Annotated in this window: 14 protein-coding genes; 3 read left to right on the plus strand and 11 right to left on the minus strand. The window is 72.0% G+C overall.

From position 1 onward, the window contains the following. From OG299_RS33880 to OG299_RS33905, 6 genes are all read right to left on the minus strand, one after another. Nucleotides 1–408, minus strand: coding sequence for a PTS-dependent dihydroxyacetone kinase phosphotransferase subunit DhaM (locus OG299_RS33880; protein WP_266631847.1), 408 nt, complete (start codon nucleotides 406–408; stop codon nucleotides 1–3). Next, a complete protein-coding gene (gene dhaL / locus OG299_RS33885) occupies nucleotides 405–1,034 on the minus strand; it encodes a dihydroxyacetone kinase subunit DhaL (RefSeq protein ID WP_327363534.1) in 630 nt (209 codons plus the stop codon). Before dhaL ends, OG299_RS33880 begins: the two co-directional genes overlap by 4 nt. 42 nt (nucleotides 1,035–1,076) lie before the next feature. Next, nucleotides 1,077–2,081, minus strand: a complete 1,005-nt coding sequence (gene dhaK, locus OG299_RS33890; protein WP_327363535.1) for a dihydroxyacetone kinase subunit DhaK — start codon at nucleotides 2,079–2,081, stop codon at nucleotides 1,077–1,079. Nucleotides 2,082–2,198: 117 nt separating this feature from the next. Beyond that, nucleotides 2,199–4,016 carry a glycoside hydrolase family 15 protein gene (locus OG299_RS33895; protein WP_327363536.1) on the minus strand — a complete coding sequence of 606 codons (1,818 nt, stop codon included), beginning with the start codon at nucleotides 4,014–4,016 and terminating at the stop codon, nucleotides 2,199–2,201. 40 nt (nucleotides 4,017–4,056) lie between these two features. Then, the gene (locus OG299_RS33900) at nucleotides 4,057–5,637 is read right to left on the minus strand and encodes a GMC oxidoreductase (protein WP_327363537.1); all 1,581 of its coding nucleotides are present in this window, start codon (nucleotides 5,635–5,637) and stop codon (nucleotides 4,057–4,059) included. Nucleotides 5,638–5,766: 129 nt separating this feature from the next. Next, the gene (locus tag OG299_RS33905) at nucleotides 5,767–6,699 is read right to left on the minus strand and encodes a cyclase family protein (protein WP_327363538.1); all 933 of its coding nucleotides are present in this window, start codon (nucleotides 6,697–6,699) and stop codon (nucleotides 5,767–5,769) included. Nucleotides 6,700–6,854: 155 nt separating this feature from the next. On the opposite strand from OG299_RS33905, the gene OG299_RS33910 reads away from it, so the two are divergent. Together OG299_RS33910 and OG299_RS33915 are read left to right on the plus strand one after the other, a co-directional pair. Then, nucleotides 6,855–7,808 (plus strand): DUF389 domain-containing protein, encoded by a 954-nt coding sequence (locus OG299_RS33910; RefSeq protein WP_327363539.1) that lies wholly within the window; start codon nucleotides 6,855–6,857, stop codon nucleotides 7,806–7,808. 14 nt (nucleotides 7,809–7,822) lie between these two features. After that, nucleotides 7,823–9,568, plus strand: coding sequence for a cation:proton antiporter (locus OG299_RS33915; protein ID WP_327364646.1), 1,746 nt, complete (start codon nucleotides 7,823–7,825; stop codon nucleotides 9,566–9,568). Nucleotides 9,569–9,572: 4 nt separating this feature from the next. Here the strand turns inward: OG299_RS33915 and OG299_RS33920 are convergent, their stop codons facing one another. From OG299_RS33920 to OG299_RS33935, 4 genes are read right to left on the minus strand one after another with little or no spacing between them, the layout of a single operon-like run. Continuing rightward, nucleotides 9,573–10,088, minus strand: a complete 516-nt coding sequence (locus tag OG299_RS33920; protein WP_266631854.1) for a gluconokinase — start codon at nucleotides 10,086–10,088, stop codon at nucleotides 9,573–9,575. Beyond that, nucleotides 10,085–11,137, minus strand: coding sequence for a cytochrome d ubiquinol oxidase subunit II (locus OG299_RS33925; RefSeq protein WP_266631855.1), 1,053 nt, complete (start codon nucleotides 11,135–11,137; stop codon nucleotides 10,085–10,087). Before OG299_RS33925 ends, OG299_RS33920 begins: the two co-directional genes overlap by 4 nt. After that, a complete protein-coding gene (locus tag OG299_RS33930) occupies nucleotides 11,134–12,606 on the minus strand; it encodes a cytochrome ubiquinol oxidase subunit I (RefSeq protein WP_266631856.1) in 1,473 nt (490 codons plus the stop codon). Before OG299_RS33930 ends, OG299_RS33925 begins: the two co-directional genes overlap by 4 nt. A gap of 45 nt (nucleotides 12,607–12,651) precedes the next feature. Then, the gene (locus tag OG299_RS33935; RefSeq protein WP_327363540.1) at nucleotides 12,652–13,488 is read right to left on the minus strand and encodes an SDR family oxidoreductase; all 837 of its coding nucleotides are present in this window, start codon (nucleotides 13,486–13,488) and stop codon (nucleotides 12,652–12,654) included. A 277-nt stretch (nucleotides 13,489–13,765) separates the two neighbouring features. Between OG299_RS33935 and OG299_RS33940 the strand changes: the two genes are divergently transcribed. After that, complete coding sequence (locus tag OG299_RS33940; protein WP_327363541.1) at nucleotides 13,766–14,683, plus strand: aldose 1-epimerase family protein; 918 nt, start codon at nucleotides 13,766–13,768, stop codon at nucleotides 14,681–14,683. 34 nt (nucleotides 14,684–14,717) lie between these two features. On the opposite strand, the gene OG299_RS33945 is transcribed toward OG299_RS33940, so the two are convergent. After that, nucleotides 14,718–15,272 (minus strand): universal stress protein, encoded by a 555-nt coding sequence (locus tag OG299_RS33945; RefSeq protein WP_266631859.1) that lies wholly within the window; start codon nucleotides 15,270–15,272, stop codon nucleotides 14,718–14,720. Nucleotides 15,273–15,307: the final 35 nt, after the last annotated feature.

Here is a 15,307-nt window from a genome sequence, read left to right on the forward strand (position 1 = left end):
TCAGGCCTTGCGGTAGGTGTAGGCCTCCTCCGCGGCCGCGGCCACGGCGTCCAGGGGGGCGCCCGCGGAGGCGGCGACCACCGCCGCCACGGCGCCCTCCAGGAACGGCGCGTCCAGCAGCCGGGCCCCCGGCGGCAGTTCGTCCTCCACCAGCAGCGCCTTCACCGTCAGCACCGAGCTGCCCAGGTCCGCCAGCAGCGCGACCCCCGCTCCCCGGTCCACCTCGCGCGCGGCCGCCAGGACGCGTTCCGCGCTCGTGCCCAGGCCGCCGTCCGCGGTGCCGCCCGCCGCCGCGACCGGGACGACGGGCCCGCCCGCCGCCAGGCCCCGTGCCAGGTCCGCCACGGACTCCGCGACCACCGCGCTGTGCGACACCAGCACGATCCCGACCACCGCCGGCGCGCTCATGCGGAGCCCGCCGGGTCCGCCGCATCGGCCGCATCCGCCGTGTCCGCGAGAGCCGCCAGCAGCAGGGCCGACGAGGTCGCCCCCGGGTCCTGGTGCCCGATGCTCCGCTCGCCCAGGTAACTGGCCCGCCCCTTGCGGGCCAGCATCGGCACCGTCGCCCGTGCGCCGCCCTCCGCAGCGTCCGCCGCCACCCGGTACGAGGCGCTCAGCGCCGCCACCCCCGGCACCAGCGCGTCCAGCATCGTCTTGTCGCCCGGCGCCGCCCCGCCGAGCTGAGCCACCGCGCCCACCCCCGCGTACAGGGCCTTGCGCACCTCCTCGTCGGAGACCTCGGCGGCTTCCCCGAGGTCCTTGCCCGTGCGCCGCAGCAGCGTCCCGTACAGCGGGCCCGAGGCGCCGCCGACCGTCGAGATCAGCGTCCGCCCCGCCAGTTGCAGCACCGCCCCGGGCGTCGCGGCGGGGCCCGCCTCCAGGGCCGCCCGTACCGCGGTGAAACCGCGCAGCAGATTGCTCCCGTGGTCGGCGTCCCCGATGGGGGAGTCGAGCTCGGTCAGCCGGTCCGCCTCGCGCTCCACCGCGGCCCCGGCGGCCGTCATCCAGCGCCGGAAGAACTCTGCGTCACGCATTTTCCGTCTCCTCAGGTCGTCCGCACTCGTCCGCTCACCTTCTCAGCGGCCCCACCGCAGCGCCGCCGTCCGCACCGGCGCGTCCCACAGCCGCAGCAGCTCCTCGTCCACGCGGCACAGCGTCACCGAACACCCCGCCATGTCCAGGGAGGTGACGTAGTTTCCGACCAGTGTCCGTGCCACCGTCACCCCGCGCTCCGCCAGCACCCGGGCCACTTCCGCGTGGAATCCGTACAGCTCCAGCAGCGGCGTCGCCCCCATGCCGTTGACCAGCGCCAGCACCGGCCCGCCCGCCGGGCCCACCTCCGCCAGTTCCTCCAGTACGGCGCCCACCGCGATCTCCGCGATCTCCCGCGCCGGCATCATGGCCCGCCGCTCGCGGCCCGGCTCGCCGTGGATGCCGATGCCCAACTCCAGCTCCCCGTCGGGCAGGTCGAACGTCGGACTGCCCTTCGCCGGGGTCGTGCACGCGCTGAGCGCCACCCCGAAACTGCGCGAGGACGCGTTCACCCGGCGGGCGAGCTCGGCGACCCGCTCCAGCGGGGCGCCCTCCTCGGCGGCGGCACCGGCGATCTTCTCGACGAACAGCGTCGCCCCGGTGCCGCGCCGCCCCGCCGTGTACAGGCTGTCGGTGACGGCCACGTCGTCGTTCACGAGGACCCGCTCGACCCGCAGGCCGTCCTCCTCGGCGAGTTCGGCGGCCATCTCGAAGTTCAGCACGTCACCGGTGTAGTTCTTGACGACGAACAGCACCCCCTGCCCGGAGTCCACGGCCGCGGCCGCCCGCAGCATCTGATCGGGCACCGGGGAGGTGAACACCTCGCCCGGGCACGCCGCCGACAGCATCCCGTACCCCACGAACCCGGCGTGCAGCGGCTCGTGCCCGGACCCGCCCCCGGACACCACGCCGACCCTGCCCCCGCCTCGCGCGTTCCGACGTACGACGACCCGCCGCTCGACGTCGACGTCCAGCTCGGGATGCGCGGCCGCCATCCCGCGCAGTGCATCGGCGACGACGGTCTCGGGACTGTTGATCAGCATCCGCATGTGTGTCTCCTGATCGGGCCGACGGGGTGAGCCTGCGGGCGGTGGGCCCGATGGCGACGGTAGAGCAGCCCGCTGCCCGGGACCAGGCCGCCGTGTCCGGCGGGGACGTCTGCGGGTTCAGAGCCGGAGGGCGTCGAGCGCCTCGTTCAGCGTGGTCGCGGCCATGATGAGTGACAGGTGGGTGAAGGCCTGCGGAAAGTTGCCGAGTTGCTCGCCGCTGGGGCCGATCTCCTCGGCGAACAGACCGATGTGGTTGGCGTACGTGTGCATCTTCTCGAAGGTGTAGCGAGCCTGCGGCAGCCGCCCGGCACGGGCGAGGGCGTCCACGTAGAGGAACGTGCAGAGGCTGAACGTTCCCTCCGAGCCGCGCAGTCCGTCGGGAGAGGCTGAGGGGTCGTAGCGGTAGACGAGGCTGTCGGACACCAGGACGCGGTCCATCGCATCGAGAGTGGACAGCCAGCTCGCGCTCCTCGGCGCGAGGAATCCGACCCGGGGAATCAGCAGCAGCGAGGCGTCCAGGACGTGGCTGCCGTAGTGCTGGACCAAGGAGTGCTCCTTGTCGCTCCAGCCGCGTTCCATGACCTGTTCGAGGATGTCGTCGCGCGCCTTGGTCCACAGGGCGGTGTCGGCCGGCCGGCTGAACTCGGCGGCGACTTTCAGGCCGCGGTCGAATGCGGCCCAGCACATCACGCGGCTGTAGGTGAAGTCCTGCCGGCCGCCGCGGGTCTCCCAGATGCCCTCGTCGGGCCGGTCCCAGGAGTCGGCGAGCCAGTCCAGGGTCCGGGCGAGGGCCTTCCAGCCGTGGTAGTCGCCCTGTACGGCGACCGCGTGGCCCTCGGACAGGGCGTACAGCGCCTCGCCGTAGATGTCGAGCTGCAACTGGTCCATCGCCGCGTTCCCGGCCCGCACGGGGTACGAACCCCGGTAGCCCTCGAAGTGCTCGAGGATCTCCTCGGTCAGGTGAGGGTCACCGTCGACCCGGTACATGATCTGCAGGGGCTCCCCGTCCGGACCCTCGTGGGCGCGCAGGCGGTCGCCGAGCCAGTGGGTGAAGCGGGCCGCCTCCTCCACGAAGCCGAGGTCGAGCAGGGCCCGTACCGACAGGGATCCGTCCCGCACCCAGGTGTAGCGGTAGTCCCAGTTGCGCTCGCCGCCGACCTGCTCGGGAAGACCCATGGTGGCGGCGGCGACCGGCGCGCCGGAGGGGGCGTACGTGAGCAGCTTGAGCGTGATGGCCGAGCGGTACACCATCTCCGCCCAGCGGCCGTGGTAGCGCGACGTGCGCACCCACTTCTGCCAGTAGTCGACCTGTTCCCACAGCTCCTCGGTGATCCTGTCGCGCTCCGGCGGCGGCGGCGCCGCGCTGCCCTCCCCGCCGGTGGTGAACACCGCTGCCTCCGCCTCACCCGCGCTGAGCGTGATCGAGGCCCGGACGTCCTCGCCGTCCCGTTCGAGCGGAAACGTGGCCTGCAGGAACGCGGTCGCCCCGGGCGCCCGGAAGGTCGCCCGGCCCTCTGTCAGCTCGAGCCGGTGGGGTGCCCGCGCGTAGTCGAAGCGGGGGCGGCATTCGAGGGAGAAGCGCACCGTGCCGCGCACCGCGCGGATCACACGCACCAGGGTGTGCCGGTCGGACGCCGTGAGGCCCCGGTGGACGGGCATGTAGTCGACGGTCTCGCCGACCCCGTCGGGGGACATGAAGCGGGTCACCACGACCGCGGTGTCCGGATAGTAGAGCTGCTTCCACGTCCCTTCGGTCTGTTCGGGCGCGAGCAGGAAGTATCCGCCCCCGTCGTGGTCGAGCAGCGCGGCGAAGATGCTGGGGGAGTCGAACCGCGGCGCCGCGAACCAGTCGACCACTCCCTGGGACGAGATCAGAGCGGTGGTCTGCAGGTCCCCGACGAGCCCGTGGTCGGCGATGGGCGGATAGCGGTCCATGGTTCTCCTCCTCAGGTCGGCCCGGCGGATCGGTGCCCGGTCACTGCAGTCGCTCCGCGAGGTGGTCTCCGACGCGCAAGGCGTTGGCGATGGCCGTCAGCGAGGGATTGACCGCGCCGATGCTCGGGAAGAAGCTCGTGTCGACCACGTAGAGGTTGTCGAGGTCGTGGGCCTTGCAGTTGACGTCGAGGGCGGAGCTCTGCGGGTCGCGGCCGAAGCGGACGGTGCCGGCCTGATGCGCCGTGGCCCCGATGGGCATGCCCTTGTGCAGGTAGATGCTGTGCGGCAGCAGATGGTGCTCGTGCATGCCCAGATGGCCGAGCATGCCCTGCAGTTTGTGCCGCAGCCGCTTCAGCCCGGCGATGTTGTTCTTCTCGTCGAGGGCGAGGTGGATCCCGCCGTCCGCATCGAGGGTGACGCGGTTGCCGGGGGCCGGCAGGTCCTCGCCGCACAGCCAGAAGTCGACCGCGTGGTGGGCGAGCACCTCGAAGGGCATGTCCGGGGTGACGGCACCGGCCCAGCGGGGTGCCTCGCCGTGGATCTGGTCGGCGTCGGACTTGCCGAGCATCTGGATGCCGCCGAGAGGGTAGTCCCAGTCGTCGCTGCCCAGGTACCAGTCGTGCAGGGCCAGTGTCTTCTGGAACTTGGTGTCGTTCGGCTCCTTGGACACCGCCATCAGCGCCAGGTTGTTGTGCCGCATGTAGTGCCGGCCGACCACGTCCGAGCTGTTGGCCAGGCCCTGGGGGTGCCTGTCGTCGGCCGAACGCAGCAGCAGGACCGCGGAGTTGACGGCCCCGCAGGCCACCACCACGATGTGGGCGGCGAACCGAACGGTCGAGCCGTCGCCCAGTTCCGCGACGACCGAGGTGACGCTGCGCCCGGTGGCGTCCGTCTCGAGCCGGCGTACGTCGGCATGCGTGATCAGCTCGACGTTGGCGTGTTCCAGGGCCGGGTCCACGCAGATGACCTGGGCGTCCGACTTCGCGCCGACCAGGCAGGGGAAGCCGTCGACGCGGTCGCAGCGGATGCAGGCGCTCCCGTGCACTGCCCGCCCCTGGTCGTCCTGGAGGAGGTTCACCCCGATCGGGAGGTGGAAGGGGTGCAGGCCCTGCTTCTCCAGGTCGTCGCTCAACTGCTGGATGCGCGGCTCGTGTTGCACGGGCGCGTACGCGTACTGGGCGCCGGCCGGCCCCTCGGTGAGGTCCTCGCCGTGCCGCCCGTGGACGAGGTAGAGGTGCTCGGCCTGCGTGTAGTACGGCTCCAGGTCGCCGTAGTTCAGCGGCCAGGCGGGAGAGACGCCGTCGTGGTGGCGGATTTCGCCGAAGTCCTCGGGGCGCATGCGGAAGAGCGCGGCGCCGTAGAACTTGGTGTTCCCGCCGACGTAGTAGTTCACCTCGGGCGGGAACCGGTCTCCGTGCTTGTCGTACCAGAACTCCGGTGCGCGGTACTTCCCTTTGACGAAGACCGCCGTCGAGTCCCAGTTGTCCCGTTCGCGCGGCAGGTAGTCGCCGCGCTCCAGAAGCAGGATCCGCTTGCCGGTGGGCGCCAGGCGGTGGGCGAGCGTGCCGCCGCCGGCGCCTGTGCCGATGATGATGACGTCGTACTCCCGGGCCTCGGTCATGCGGGCCACCTCCGCGGAGCACGATCTGCTCCTGTCGGGTGAGTTGGGGTCCGTATCGCAACTACAACGTAGCTCCGGAGGGGATGCCCAGCGAGTCGGGCGGGCGGCGACGCCAAGATGCCCGGCCGGTCACAGGATCGCGAGGGGATTGACGGGAGAACCGGTCGCCGCGGGCAGTCGTAGTGGTGCGATCACGCAGAGGAACGACCAGCGGCCCTCGCGTTCGCAGAGGGGGGCCAGCTCCTCGAACTGCAGGTAGTCGAGCAGGTGCAGCCCCATGGCATGGATGGCGAGTACGTGCACGGGGAACGCGACGCTCTGCGCGGCACTGGGAGCCGTGTCGTTGTTGCCGTCACTGCCGAGTACGGCCACCTGGCGGTCGGCCAGGAAGCGCAGGGCGGTCGGGTGGAGTCCGGCCCGCGCGCCGGCCGAGTCCCAGGCGCCGAGCTCCTGGCGCCGCCGCCGGTGCCCGACGCGTACGAGGAGGATGTCGCCCCTGCCGACCCGCAGCCCCTGCCGCGCTTCGGCGGCGGCAAGGTCCTCGGCGGTCACGTGCGATCCCGGTTCGAGCCAGCGGGTGCCGTGCAGGCGGGGGATGTCCAGGAGTACTCCCCGGCCCACGATGCCGTCGCGGGCCAGGTCGATGGACAGGGCCCCGGCTCCGTCCGGGGAGAGTACGTCCGCGGCAGGAACGCCGCCGTGCAGCGTGCCCTCGTAGATGACGTGGCAGAGGGCGTCGATGTGGCTGTCGACGTCGCCGTGGATGTTCATGGCGATGCGGTCCCGGGCGAACTGCAGGCCGCCGGGGTCCGGGGCGCCGGCGACGGGGGCGGTGAGCCGGTGCTCCGCCGGTTCGGCGTTGTCCGGTCCCTTGCTGGTGTTCACGGGCGCGGCGAGCGAGACCGTGCGGCCGGAGCGGACTTCGTGGACGGCTGCCAGCGTCTGTGCGGGGGTGAGGGTGCCCAGAGCTCCCAGGGGTGCGGCACCACCGGGTGCCGTACGGCTCAGTTCACGATAGAGCGACCGGAAGTCGGCCCCGCTCATCCCGTCGGGCGTACCCATGTCCTCACCATCCGGCACACCCGCCGCCGGCGCGCGCCGAGCGGTGGCCCGGCCGCATCCGATTTGCCGAGCTCCCGGGCCGCCGCGTTAATGGACGGGCGGCCTGTCCGGGCCCGACGCACCCGTGCGCCTCCCTCTCACACGCGGAGATTCGGTTGGACATGCTGCACGTCCGGGCCGTGAGCCCGCCGGACCTCACGGGTCGTGTGATGACCCTGCTGAGCGCCCAGCCGTGCGTGCTCAACCTCTCCCTGCAGCCCGACAGCGTACGGAACCCCGACGGCGACGCCATCGTGTGCGATGTCCTCACCGGAGTCGCCAACGAGGTGCTGCGCGGGCTGCGCGACCTCGGACTCGAACGCCGGGGGTCCATCGTTCTCGACCCGATCGACACGGCCTTCTCCGATCACGCGGCCAGAGCCGGGGCCGAGGTGCTCGGGTCCCGGCTGCGCGTGCCGGTATGGGAGCAGGTCGAGGCCCGGATCCGGGCCGAGGGGCGCTACCCCCCGAGCTTCTACCTCTTCATGGTCATCGCCGGTGTCATCGGTGCGGTCGGCATCATCACCAACTCGCAGATCCTCATCGTCGCGGCCATGGTGGTCGGTCCGGAGTACGGAGCCGTCACCAGCGTCGCCCTGGGCATCGACCACCGTTCCCGCTCGCCCGTCCGGGAAGGCCTTGCGGCGCTGCTCGTGGGCTTTGCGCTGGTCGTGGCCGTCACCTTCCTGTTCGGCCTGCTCGTCCGCGGCTTCGGCCTCCAGTCGCACGCCTTCGAGCTCGGGATCAGGCCGGTGTCGAACCTGATCAACACACCCAATTTCTTCTCCGCCGTGGTGGCCGTGCTCGCCGGGATCGTCGGCATCGTCTCGCTGACCGAAGCCCGCACCAGCGCACTGCTCGGCGTCTTCATCTCGGTGACCACCATTCCGGCGGCAGCCGACATCGGGGTCTCGTGCGCGTTCGCCAGCTGGGACGAGGCCTTGGGATCCCTGTTCCAACTGCTGCTCAACATCGTCGTGCTGATCCTGGTCGGAACCGGGACGCTCAAGGTCCAGCGCGCGATGTGGCGGCGAGTCAGTGCGCGCCGCAGCCGGCGGACCGGACCGTGAACGCAGCCGCCGCCCTGTCGCAAGACCAGGTGTTCACGGGCCTCGGACTGATCGTCGTCCTGGCCGTGGGCTCCCAGCTGCTGGCGAGCCGGCTGCGCATCCCCGCGCTGATCGTCCTGCTGCCGGCCGGGTTCACCGCCGGCGCGCTGACCGATGACGTGAACCCCGAGAAACTGCTCGGAGCCGCCTTCTCCCCGCTGGTCTCGCTGGCCGTCGCCGTGATCCTCTACGACGCCGGGCTCGGCCTGGACCTGAAACGGTTCAGGGCGCACACCCGCCGGGTCGTCGTGCGGCTGATCTGGTTCGGCGGGCTGCTCACCGCAGGGTCGGCGGCGCTGCTCGCCGACGTTCTGCTGGGGATGTCGGGCGGTGCGTCCGTGATGCTCGGGGCCATCCTGATCGTGTCCGGCCCGACCGTCGTCGGACCGCTGCTCAACTTCGTACGTCCCACGGAACGGCTGCAGCACATCCTCATCTGGGAGGGCACGCTCATCGACCCTGTGGGAGCCATCCTGGGGGCCCTCGTCTTCCACGGCGTGGTGGCCGGGAACAGCAGCGGCCTCGGCAGCAAGGTACTGGAGTTCACCACCAGTACCGCGGTGGGCCTGGCCGGCGGCATCGTGGGGACTGTGGTGCTCATGCTGCTGCGCAGGCTGCGGCCGGGGGCGGTGCTGGGCACCACGGTCCAGCTGGCCGCGGTGATCGGGGTGGCGGCGGCCTGCAACGTGATCCGGGACGACACGGGCCTGATCGCCGCCGTTCTGATGGGCCTGGCGGTGGCGAACCTGCCCGGCTCCGACACTGGCGCCCGCAATCCCTTCTTCGAGACCCTGGTGCACCTGGTCATCGGCCTCCTGTTCATCTCCATCTCGGCCACCGTCAGCCCCCAGTCGCTGCGCCACGTGGTGCTGCCGGCGCTCGCTCTCGTCGCGGTCCTCGTCCTGGTGACCCGGCCGCTCGTGGCGGCCGTCGCGTCGCTGCGTACGGATCTGACGCGCGGGGAGCGGGGCTTCCTGGGATGGATGGCGCCGCGCGGCATCGTCGCCGCGGCCACCGCCTCGACGTTCTCGGCCACGCTGGCCGACGAGGGCGTGGGCGGCGCCTCGAAGATCCTCCCCGCCACGTTCGTGGTGATCGTGGTGACCGTGACGCTCTACGGGCTCACCGCCGTGCCGGTCGCGAAACGGTTGGGCGTCGTGCGTCCGTCGCGCTCCCGGCCGCTGCTCGTGGGCGGTGATCCCTGGGTGGTCGATCTGGGACTGGCCCTGCGGTCGGCCGGGCTGGAGGTCGTCATGTGGGCGGGGCACGATGCGCAGCGGGACCGGATCAGGGCCGCCGGGCTCGAACTCGCCCCCGGGGAGCTGTTCGCCGCGGCCACCGGCTCGGGCGCCGAGCTGGAGGGCCTCACCGGCGTCCTGCTCCTCACCGACGAGAGCGACTTCAACGCCCTGGCCTCCATGAACCTCCAGGGCAGTGTGGAGGGCCCGGTGTACCGCCTGGGGCCGGCGACCGACACCCAGGGCGTCGTCGCCCCGTACACCGGCGGCCAGGTGCTCTTCGATTCCGCGCTGACCGGAGCCGAGCTGTCCCGCCGCTACGACCAGGGCGCCCGCCTCGTCACGCGCCGCCTCCACGGGCCCGTCCCGGCCGGACATCATCTGCTGTTCCTGGTGCGTGCGGACGGCACGCTGCTGCCCGTCACCCGGACCGGCGGTCCGCAGCCGCGCCCCGGGGACACGGCCGTACTCCTGGGCGGCTGACCCCTCAGCGGGCCGGCCCGCCGACGAAATCCGCGACGGCGCGGCGTGCCCGGGCCAGGGTGGCCCCGGGGTCGCCGGTGGCGTCGACCGTCGCGCCGGGCTCGTCCGGTTCCAGCGGTTCCAGGATCTCGAACTGAGAGTCGACCAGGCGCGGCGGCATGAAGTGGCCCGTCCGCCGGGAGACCCGGTCCCGGGCGGTGTCGCGGTCCACCGCCAGGTACACGCACCAGACGCCCGGGGCGGCCCCGCGCAGTTCGTCGCGGTACGCGCGCTTGAGGGCCGAGCAGGAGACGACCAGTCGGCCGCCCGACCGGGAGGACTGCCGCATCCGGTCCGTGAGCGTACGCAGCCACGGGGCGCGGTCCGCGTCGTCCAGGGAGCGGCCGGCGGCCATCTTGGCGATGTTGGCGGCGGGGTGAAGGCCGTCGCCCTCCAGGAACGGCACTCCGAGTCCCTCGGCCAGGGCCCTGCCGACGCTGCTCTTCCCGGCGCCCGCCACGCCGAGCACCACCACGATCACCGGTCCGTGCCGGGATCCCGGTTCGCGGCCGTCCTGCGGAGGTCGTTCTCGGCGAGGGGCTGCAGGGCGCCGCTGGTGTCCAGCCGGTAGAGCAGGACCAGCGGCGGTCCGACGAGCACCATCGCGATGGCCGTGACCAGGAGCAGCCAGCGCAGTGTCGTCGAGGCTCCGGCCGCCTGGTCCACGGTCAGCGAGGTCGGGATGAGGTACGGCCGCTGGGCCAGCCCCCAGGCGACCACGACGAGGGCGACGCTGCCGACCGCCGTGATCCTCGCCCAGCCCGTGGCCGTGCGGTACAGGAGTCCGGCGGTGGCCACGGCGCTGACGGCGGCCACCAGGACGAGGGCCAGGCCGATGCCGCTGGTGAGGCCCTCGTGGACGTAGTGCGCGTCGTGGTGGGTGACGGCGAGGCCGACGACGGCCAGGACGGCGATGACTCCGAGGCTGCACCAGGCCCGCAGCCGGAAGTAGTGGACGAGGTCGGGGGCGTCGAAGCGGCGGGCGTCGGCGGTGAGGAACACCGCGCCCAGGAAGGCGGTCGCGGCGACGGTGAGCAGTCCGGCGAGCACGGAGGTCCCGTTGGCCCATGCGTCGGCGGACGCCTTCGTCCCCGGTGCGACCCGGCCCGTGGCCAGGCCTCCGACCACCGCTCCGAGGAAGAAGGGCACCAGGAGCGAGGACACGGCGAAGGCGGCGCCGTAGATCCTGCGGCGCGCGAGGCGGGTCATGGGCTTGCGCAGGGCGAAGCCCGCACCGCGCAGGACGAGCCCGACGGCCGCGAGCGCCAGAGGGAGCCACATGGCCGTGAAGATCGTCTGGAACAGGACCGGGAAGCCCGTCCACATGATCACCAGGACGAAGATGAGCCAGACGTTGTTCGTCTCCCAGACGGGCTCCATGGCGTGGTCGATCAGCCACCGGGGCCGCTTGCCCCGTTCGGCGCCGCCCGCGAACAGATCCCAGAACCCGGCTCCGTAATCCGTCCCGCCGGCGCACGCATAGGCGGCCACCGCGGCCAGCAGCACCCAGGCCATGACGTCCTGGATCATTGCCCTCCTCCGTCACCGTGTGCCGTGCCGTGATCCGGTGCGGCCGCGGCGGTCGTGCGGCGGGGCCCGTAGGGGGTGTCGCCCTCCGGAGTGCCGGCGACGTCGGCGCCGGCGTGTTGTTCGTCGGCGGCCCGCCAACGGGTGCGCATCTTGAGCAGCACGGCCAGGAAGGTGCCGAGGATCAGGGTGTAGACCACGATGACGATGCCGAGCATCGCCCACAGGGACGAGGCCCGGGTGTCGGTGACGGCTTCGGACACCCGCATGTTCTCGTAGACGATCCAGGGCTGGCGACCCACCTCGGTGGTGATCCAGCCGCATTCCACCGTCACGAGGCAGGCCGCCCCGGCCACGGCGGCGCACCGGAAGAACCACGGTGAGCGCGGCAGGTCGCGGCGGCGCAGCCAGCACCAGCCGTACCAGAGCGCGAGCAGGACGAGCAGGCTTCCGATCGTCACCATGATGTCGAACGCCCAGTGGGCGATCGTGGCCTGGGTCGCGGTCGGGCGGTCGCTCGCCGGGACCGAGGACAGGCCCGTCACCTGGGTGTCCGGGCTGAAGCCGGCGAGGATCGAGTCCAGTTGGGGGATCTTGATCCCGCCGGAGATCGTCCCGTCGGGATGCAGGCGTCCGAACATGTACTCGGGTACGTGGGTGTCGGTCTTCCAGACGATCTCGGTGGCGGCGAACTTCACCGGCTGCTTGTGGAAGACCGAGCGGGCGATGGAGTCCCCGAGCATGAACTGCACGGGAGTGAGGATCGCGGCGACGGTGAACGGCACGGTGAAGCCGAGCCGGTGGTAGTGGTCATGCCGGCCGCGCAGCCAGCCGACCGCGTACACCCCGGCCACGACGTAGCCCGCCGTGAGGATCACACCCGCCACGAAGTGCCAGTACTCGGGGCCGAACATCGGCGTGAAGATCGCCCTGCGGACATCGACGTCCACGGGGTTGCCGTCCGCGTCGAGCGAGAAGCCGCGCGGCGTGTTCATCCAGGAGTTGGCGGCGATGATGCCGAACGCCCCCATCAGCGCCGTCAGCGGCAGGGGCAGCCCCAGCCAGAAGTGCGTCCACGGCTTCAGCCTCCGCCAGCCGTAGAGGTAGATGGCGATCAGGATCGCCTCGAGGAAGAACGCCCATGCCTCGACCCCGAATCCGAGCCCGAAGACATCGCCCCACCTGCCCATCAGACCCGGCCACAGCAGGCCGAACTCGAAGGAGAGCACGGTCCCGGTGACGATGCCGATGGCGAACTGCACGGCCATGACCGCCGACCAGCGCCGCGCGAGCAGCAGGGCGACCGCGTCGCCCTTGCGCAGCCCGCGGTAGTGCATCAGGAGGGTGATGGCGGGCAGGGCCACGCCGAAGGGCACGAGCAGGATGTGGGAAGCCAGGGTGAAGGCCATGAGCTCGCGGGCAGGGAGCAGCTGCGGAGGGGTGTCCGCCATGATCGCGATCGCGCTGTTCATGTGAGCCTTAGCAGTTCGTGCCGGACGGCTGAAGGGCTGCGGGCCTCAGCCACCGGTGGCGAACCCGGGAAACAGGGTCATGCCCCCGTCCACGTAGATCGTCGTCCCCACCACGTAGTCGAGCAGGTCGGAGGCGAGGAGGGTCACGGCGTTCGCGATGTCCTCGGGGTCGCCGACGCGCCGGTACGGGACGAGCTTCAGCAGGTCCGCCTCGGCCTCGGGGGTGTCCCAGGCGCTGCGGTTGATGGGCGTGCGGATCGCACCCGGAGCGACGGCGTTCACCCGGATCCGGTGCGGAGCGAGCTCCTGCGCGAGCGTGGTCATGAGCATCTGTACGCCGCCCTTGGAGGAGGCGTAGTTCACGTGCCCGGCCCAGGGGATGATCTGGTGCACCGAGCTCATGCAAACGATCTTCCCCGCGGAGCGGGAAACCTCCGGCACGACGCCTCGGCGCAGGAATTCCTTCGTCGCCTCGCGGGCGCACAGGAACTGACCGGTGAGGTTGACGTCCAGCACCTTGCTCCACTGGGCCATGGTCATGTCCGTGACCGCGGCGTCCCGCTGCAGGCCGGCGTTCGCGACCATGATGTCGATGGTCCCGAACTCCTGGACCATCCGGGCCACCATGTCGACGACCTGGTCCTCCTGCGACACGTCCCCTTCGTGCGCGTAGGCGCGGACTCCGAAGCCCTCGATCTCCCGCACCACCTCGTCCGCGGCGTCCTGATCGGCGACGTAGTTCACGACCACGTCGGCGCCCGCCCGTCCGAGACCGATCGCGGTGGCCTTGCCGATGCCGGAGTTCGCCCCTGTCACCAGGGCCTTCTGCCCCTTGAGGAGCTGAGGAACGAGCAGCGTTCCACGGTCACTGCTGGCTTCCACTGAGACTCTCCCTGGGTGGTGGCGGGTACGCGACGGCCGCGCCACAACGAGAGCACCGCGGCAGGGCCGGGGCCCGGTGGCACGGCTGCGGCTGCCCCGATGGAGTGCTCTCCCCGGGCCGAACGGCTCAACGGTGGCGGGGGAGAGCGGCCGACGCATGCGCGCCCACGGCGGGGGACGCCCGGCCGAGGTGCGATGCGATCCGTGCGGTGATGGAATGGAACGACCCGGTGTGCGGGAACCCGAACCCCGATCGCCACCGGTGAGGATGGCGAACATGCATCGGACGGGTGCCCAGTTCAGGCTGACCTGTGGTCCGCAGACCGTCGTCGTCGTGGAGTTGGGCGGCGCCCTGCGCCACTACTCCGTCGCCGAGCGCCTGATCGTCGACGGTTTCGACGCCGACGATCCGATAGAGGGCGGCCGCGGACAGCTCCTCCTGCCGTGGCCCAACCGGATCGGAGACGGCCGCTACCGGTGGCAGGGGCGGGAACTGCAGCTGCCCGTCAACGAGACCGAACACGCCAATGCCATCCACGGACTGCTGCGCTGGACGTCATGGCAGGCGGTGGAGCAGGCGGAGCGCCGCGTGGTGCTGGCGACCACGCTCTGGCCGCAACCCGGCTACCCCTTCCACCTGGTGGCGCGGGCGGAGTACGCACTCGACCGCCACGGCATGACGGTCACGATCACCGCGCGGAACGTCGGCGACACCCCCGCCCCGTACGGAGTCGGTCAGCACCCGTACCTCGCCGTGGCACCGCGCACGGTCGACGGCATGCTGCTGACCGTTCCCGCCCGGACCTGGCTCCGCACCGACGACCGCGGCCTGCCCGTCGCGTCCGAGCCGGTCGCGGGGACGCCCAACGACTTCGGCACGCCGCGGCCCATCGGCCCGCAGCGGCTGGACACGGCCTTCACGGACCTGCGGCGGGAGGCGGACGGGCGTGCCGTCGTACGTATCGCCGAGCCGTCCGGCGCGTACGGCTGCGATCTGTGGCTCGGTGAGGGGGCGGACTTCGTGCAGGTGTTCACCGGGGACACCCTGCCCGAGCCGCACCGCCGCCGGAGCGTCGCCGTGGAGCCGATGAGCTGCGGCCCCGACGCCTTCCGCTGCGACACCGAGCGCGTACGTCTCGAGCCGGGGGCCCGGCACACGCTGCAGTGGGGAATCGCGCCCTGGCCGGGCCGGTGACGCAGGGCCGCGGCGGCGTGCGCCGCCGGATCTCTCATTCGGCGAGCTCGCGCGCGTCCAGCGGCAGCCGCCAGACGTTGCGCCGGTGGACGGCGTCGAGTTCGGCCTGGAGGGGGGACGGCGGCACGGTCAGTACGGGGCAGGGCGCGTGCGCCAGACAGTAGCGGGCCACCGAGGGCCGCAGCAGGCGGCGTATCGCGCCGCGTGCGCCCGTCCCCACCACGAGCAGGTCCTCCGGGCCGTCCACCGCGTCCACGAGCGCCGCGCCGGCCGTGGCCCGTACGGCGTGCCCCTCGAGGGTCACGCCCGGGCCGCCCGCGCCGAACGCGGTGTCGAGGGCCAGCCGCAACCGCTCCACGGCCGCGGCCCGGGCTGCGGCGAGCACCGCGGCGCCGGCCGGGCCGCGGCTGGCGACGTCCCCACCCGGACCCTGCCAGGCCAGGACCACCCACAGCTCCGCACCCCGTACCCGGGCTTCGCCTGCGGCCCGGTGCAGGGCCGTCGGGCTGCCGGAGCTCCCGCTCACACCGACCACGACTCTGTGCCGCACCGCGCCCCACCCCTCATCCGGTCCGCTGCCGCCGCCCATACAAGCGCCGGGCGGGCGGAGCCGGGTAGGTCCGC

The sequence above is a fragment of the Streptomyces sp. NBC_01296 genome, assembly GCF_035984415.1.
Lineage (GTDB): Bacteria > Actinomycetota > Actinomycetes > Streptomycetales > Streptomycetaceae > Streptomyces.

Excerpts from the sequence above, each read along its gene's own strand:
- OG299_RS33880 (WP_266631847.1), bottom strand. The coding sequence starts at position 408 with ATGAGCGCGCCGGCGGTGGTCGGGATCGTGCTGGTGTCGCACAGCGCG.
- dhaL (WP_327363534.1), bottom strand. The coding sequence starts at position 1,034 with ATGCGTGACGCAGAGTTCTTCCGGCGCTGGATGACGGCCGCCGGGGCC.
- dhaK (WP_327363535.1), bottom strand. The coding sequence starts at position 2,081 with ATGCGGATGCTGATCAACAGTCCCGAGACCGTCGTCGCCGATGCACTG.
- OG299_RS33895 (WP_327363536.1), bottom strand. The coding sequence starts at position 4,016 with ATGGACCGCTATCCGCCCATCGCCGACCACGGGCTCGTCGGGGACCTG.
- OG299_RS33900 (WP_327363537.1), bottom strand. The coding sequence starts at position 5,637 with ATGACCGAGGCCCGGGAGTACGACGTCATCATCATCGGCACAGGCGCC.
- OG299_RS33905 (WP_327363538.1), bottom strand. The coding sequence starts at position 6,699 with ATGGGTACGCCCGACGGGATGAGCGGGGCCGACTTCCGGTCGCTCTAT.
- OG299_RS33925 (WP_266631855.1), bottom strand. The coding sequence starts at position 11,137 with ATGATCCAGGACGTCATGGCCTGGGTGCTGCTGGCCGCGGTGGCCGCC.
- OG299_RS33930 (WP_266631856.1), bottom strand. The coding sequence starts at position 12,606 with ATGAACAGCGCGATCGCGATCATGGCGGACACCCCTCCGCAGCTGCTC.
- OG299_RS33940 (WP_327363541.1), top strand. The coding sequence starts at position 13,766 with ATGCATCGGACGGGTGCCCAGTTCAGGCTGACCTGTGGTCCGCAGACC.
- OG299_RS33945 (WP_266631859.1), bottom strand. The coding sequence starts at position 15,272 with ATGGGCGGCGGCAGCGGACCGGATGAGGGGTGGGGCGCGGTGCGGCAC.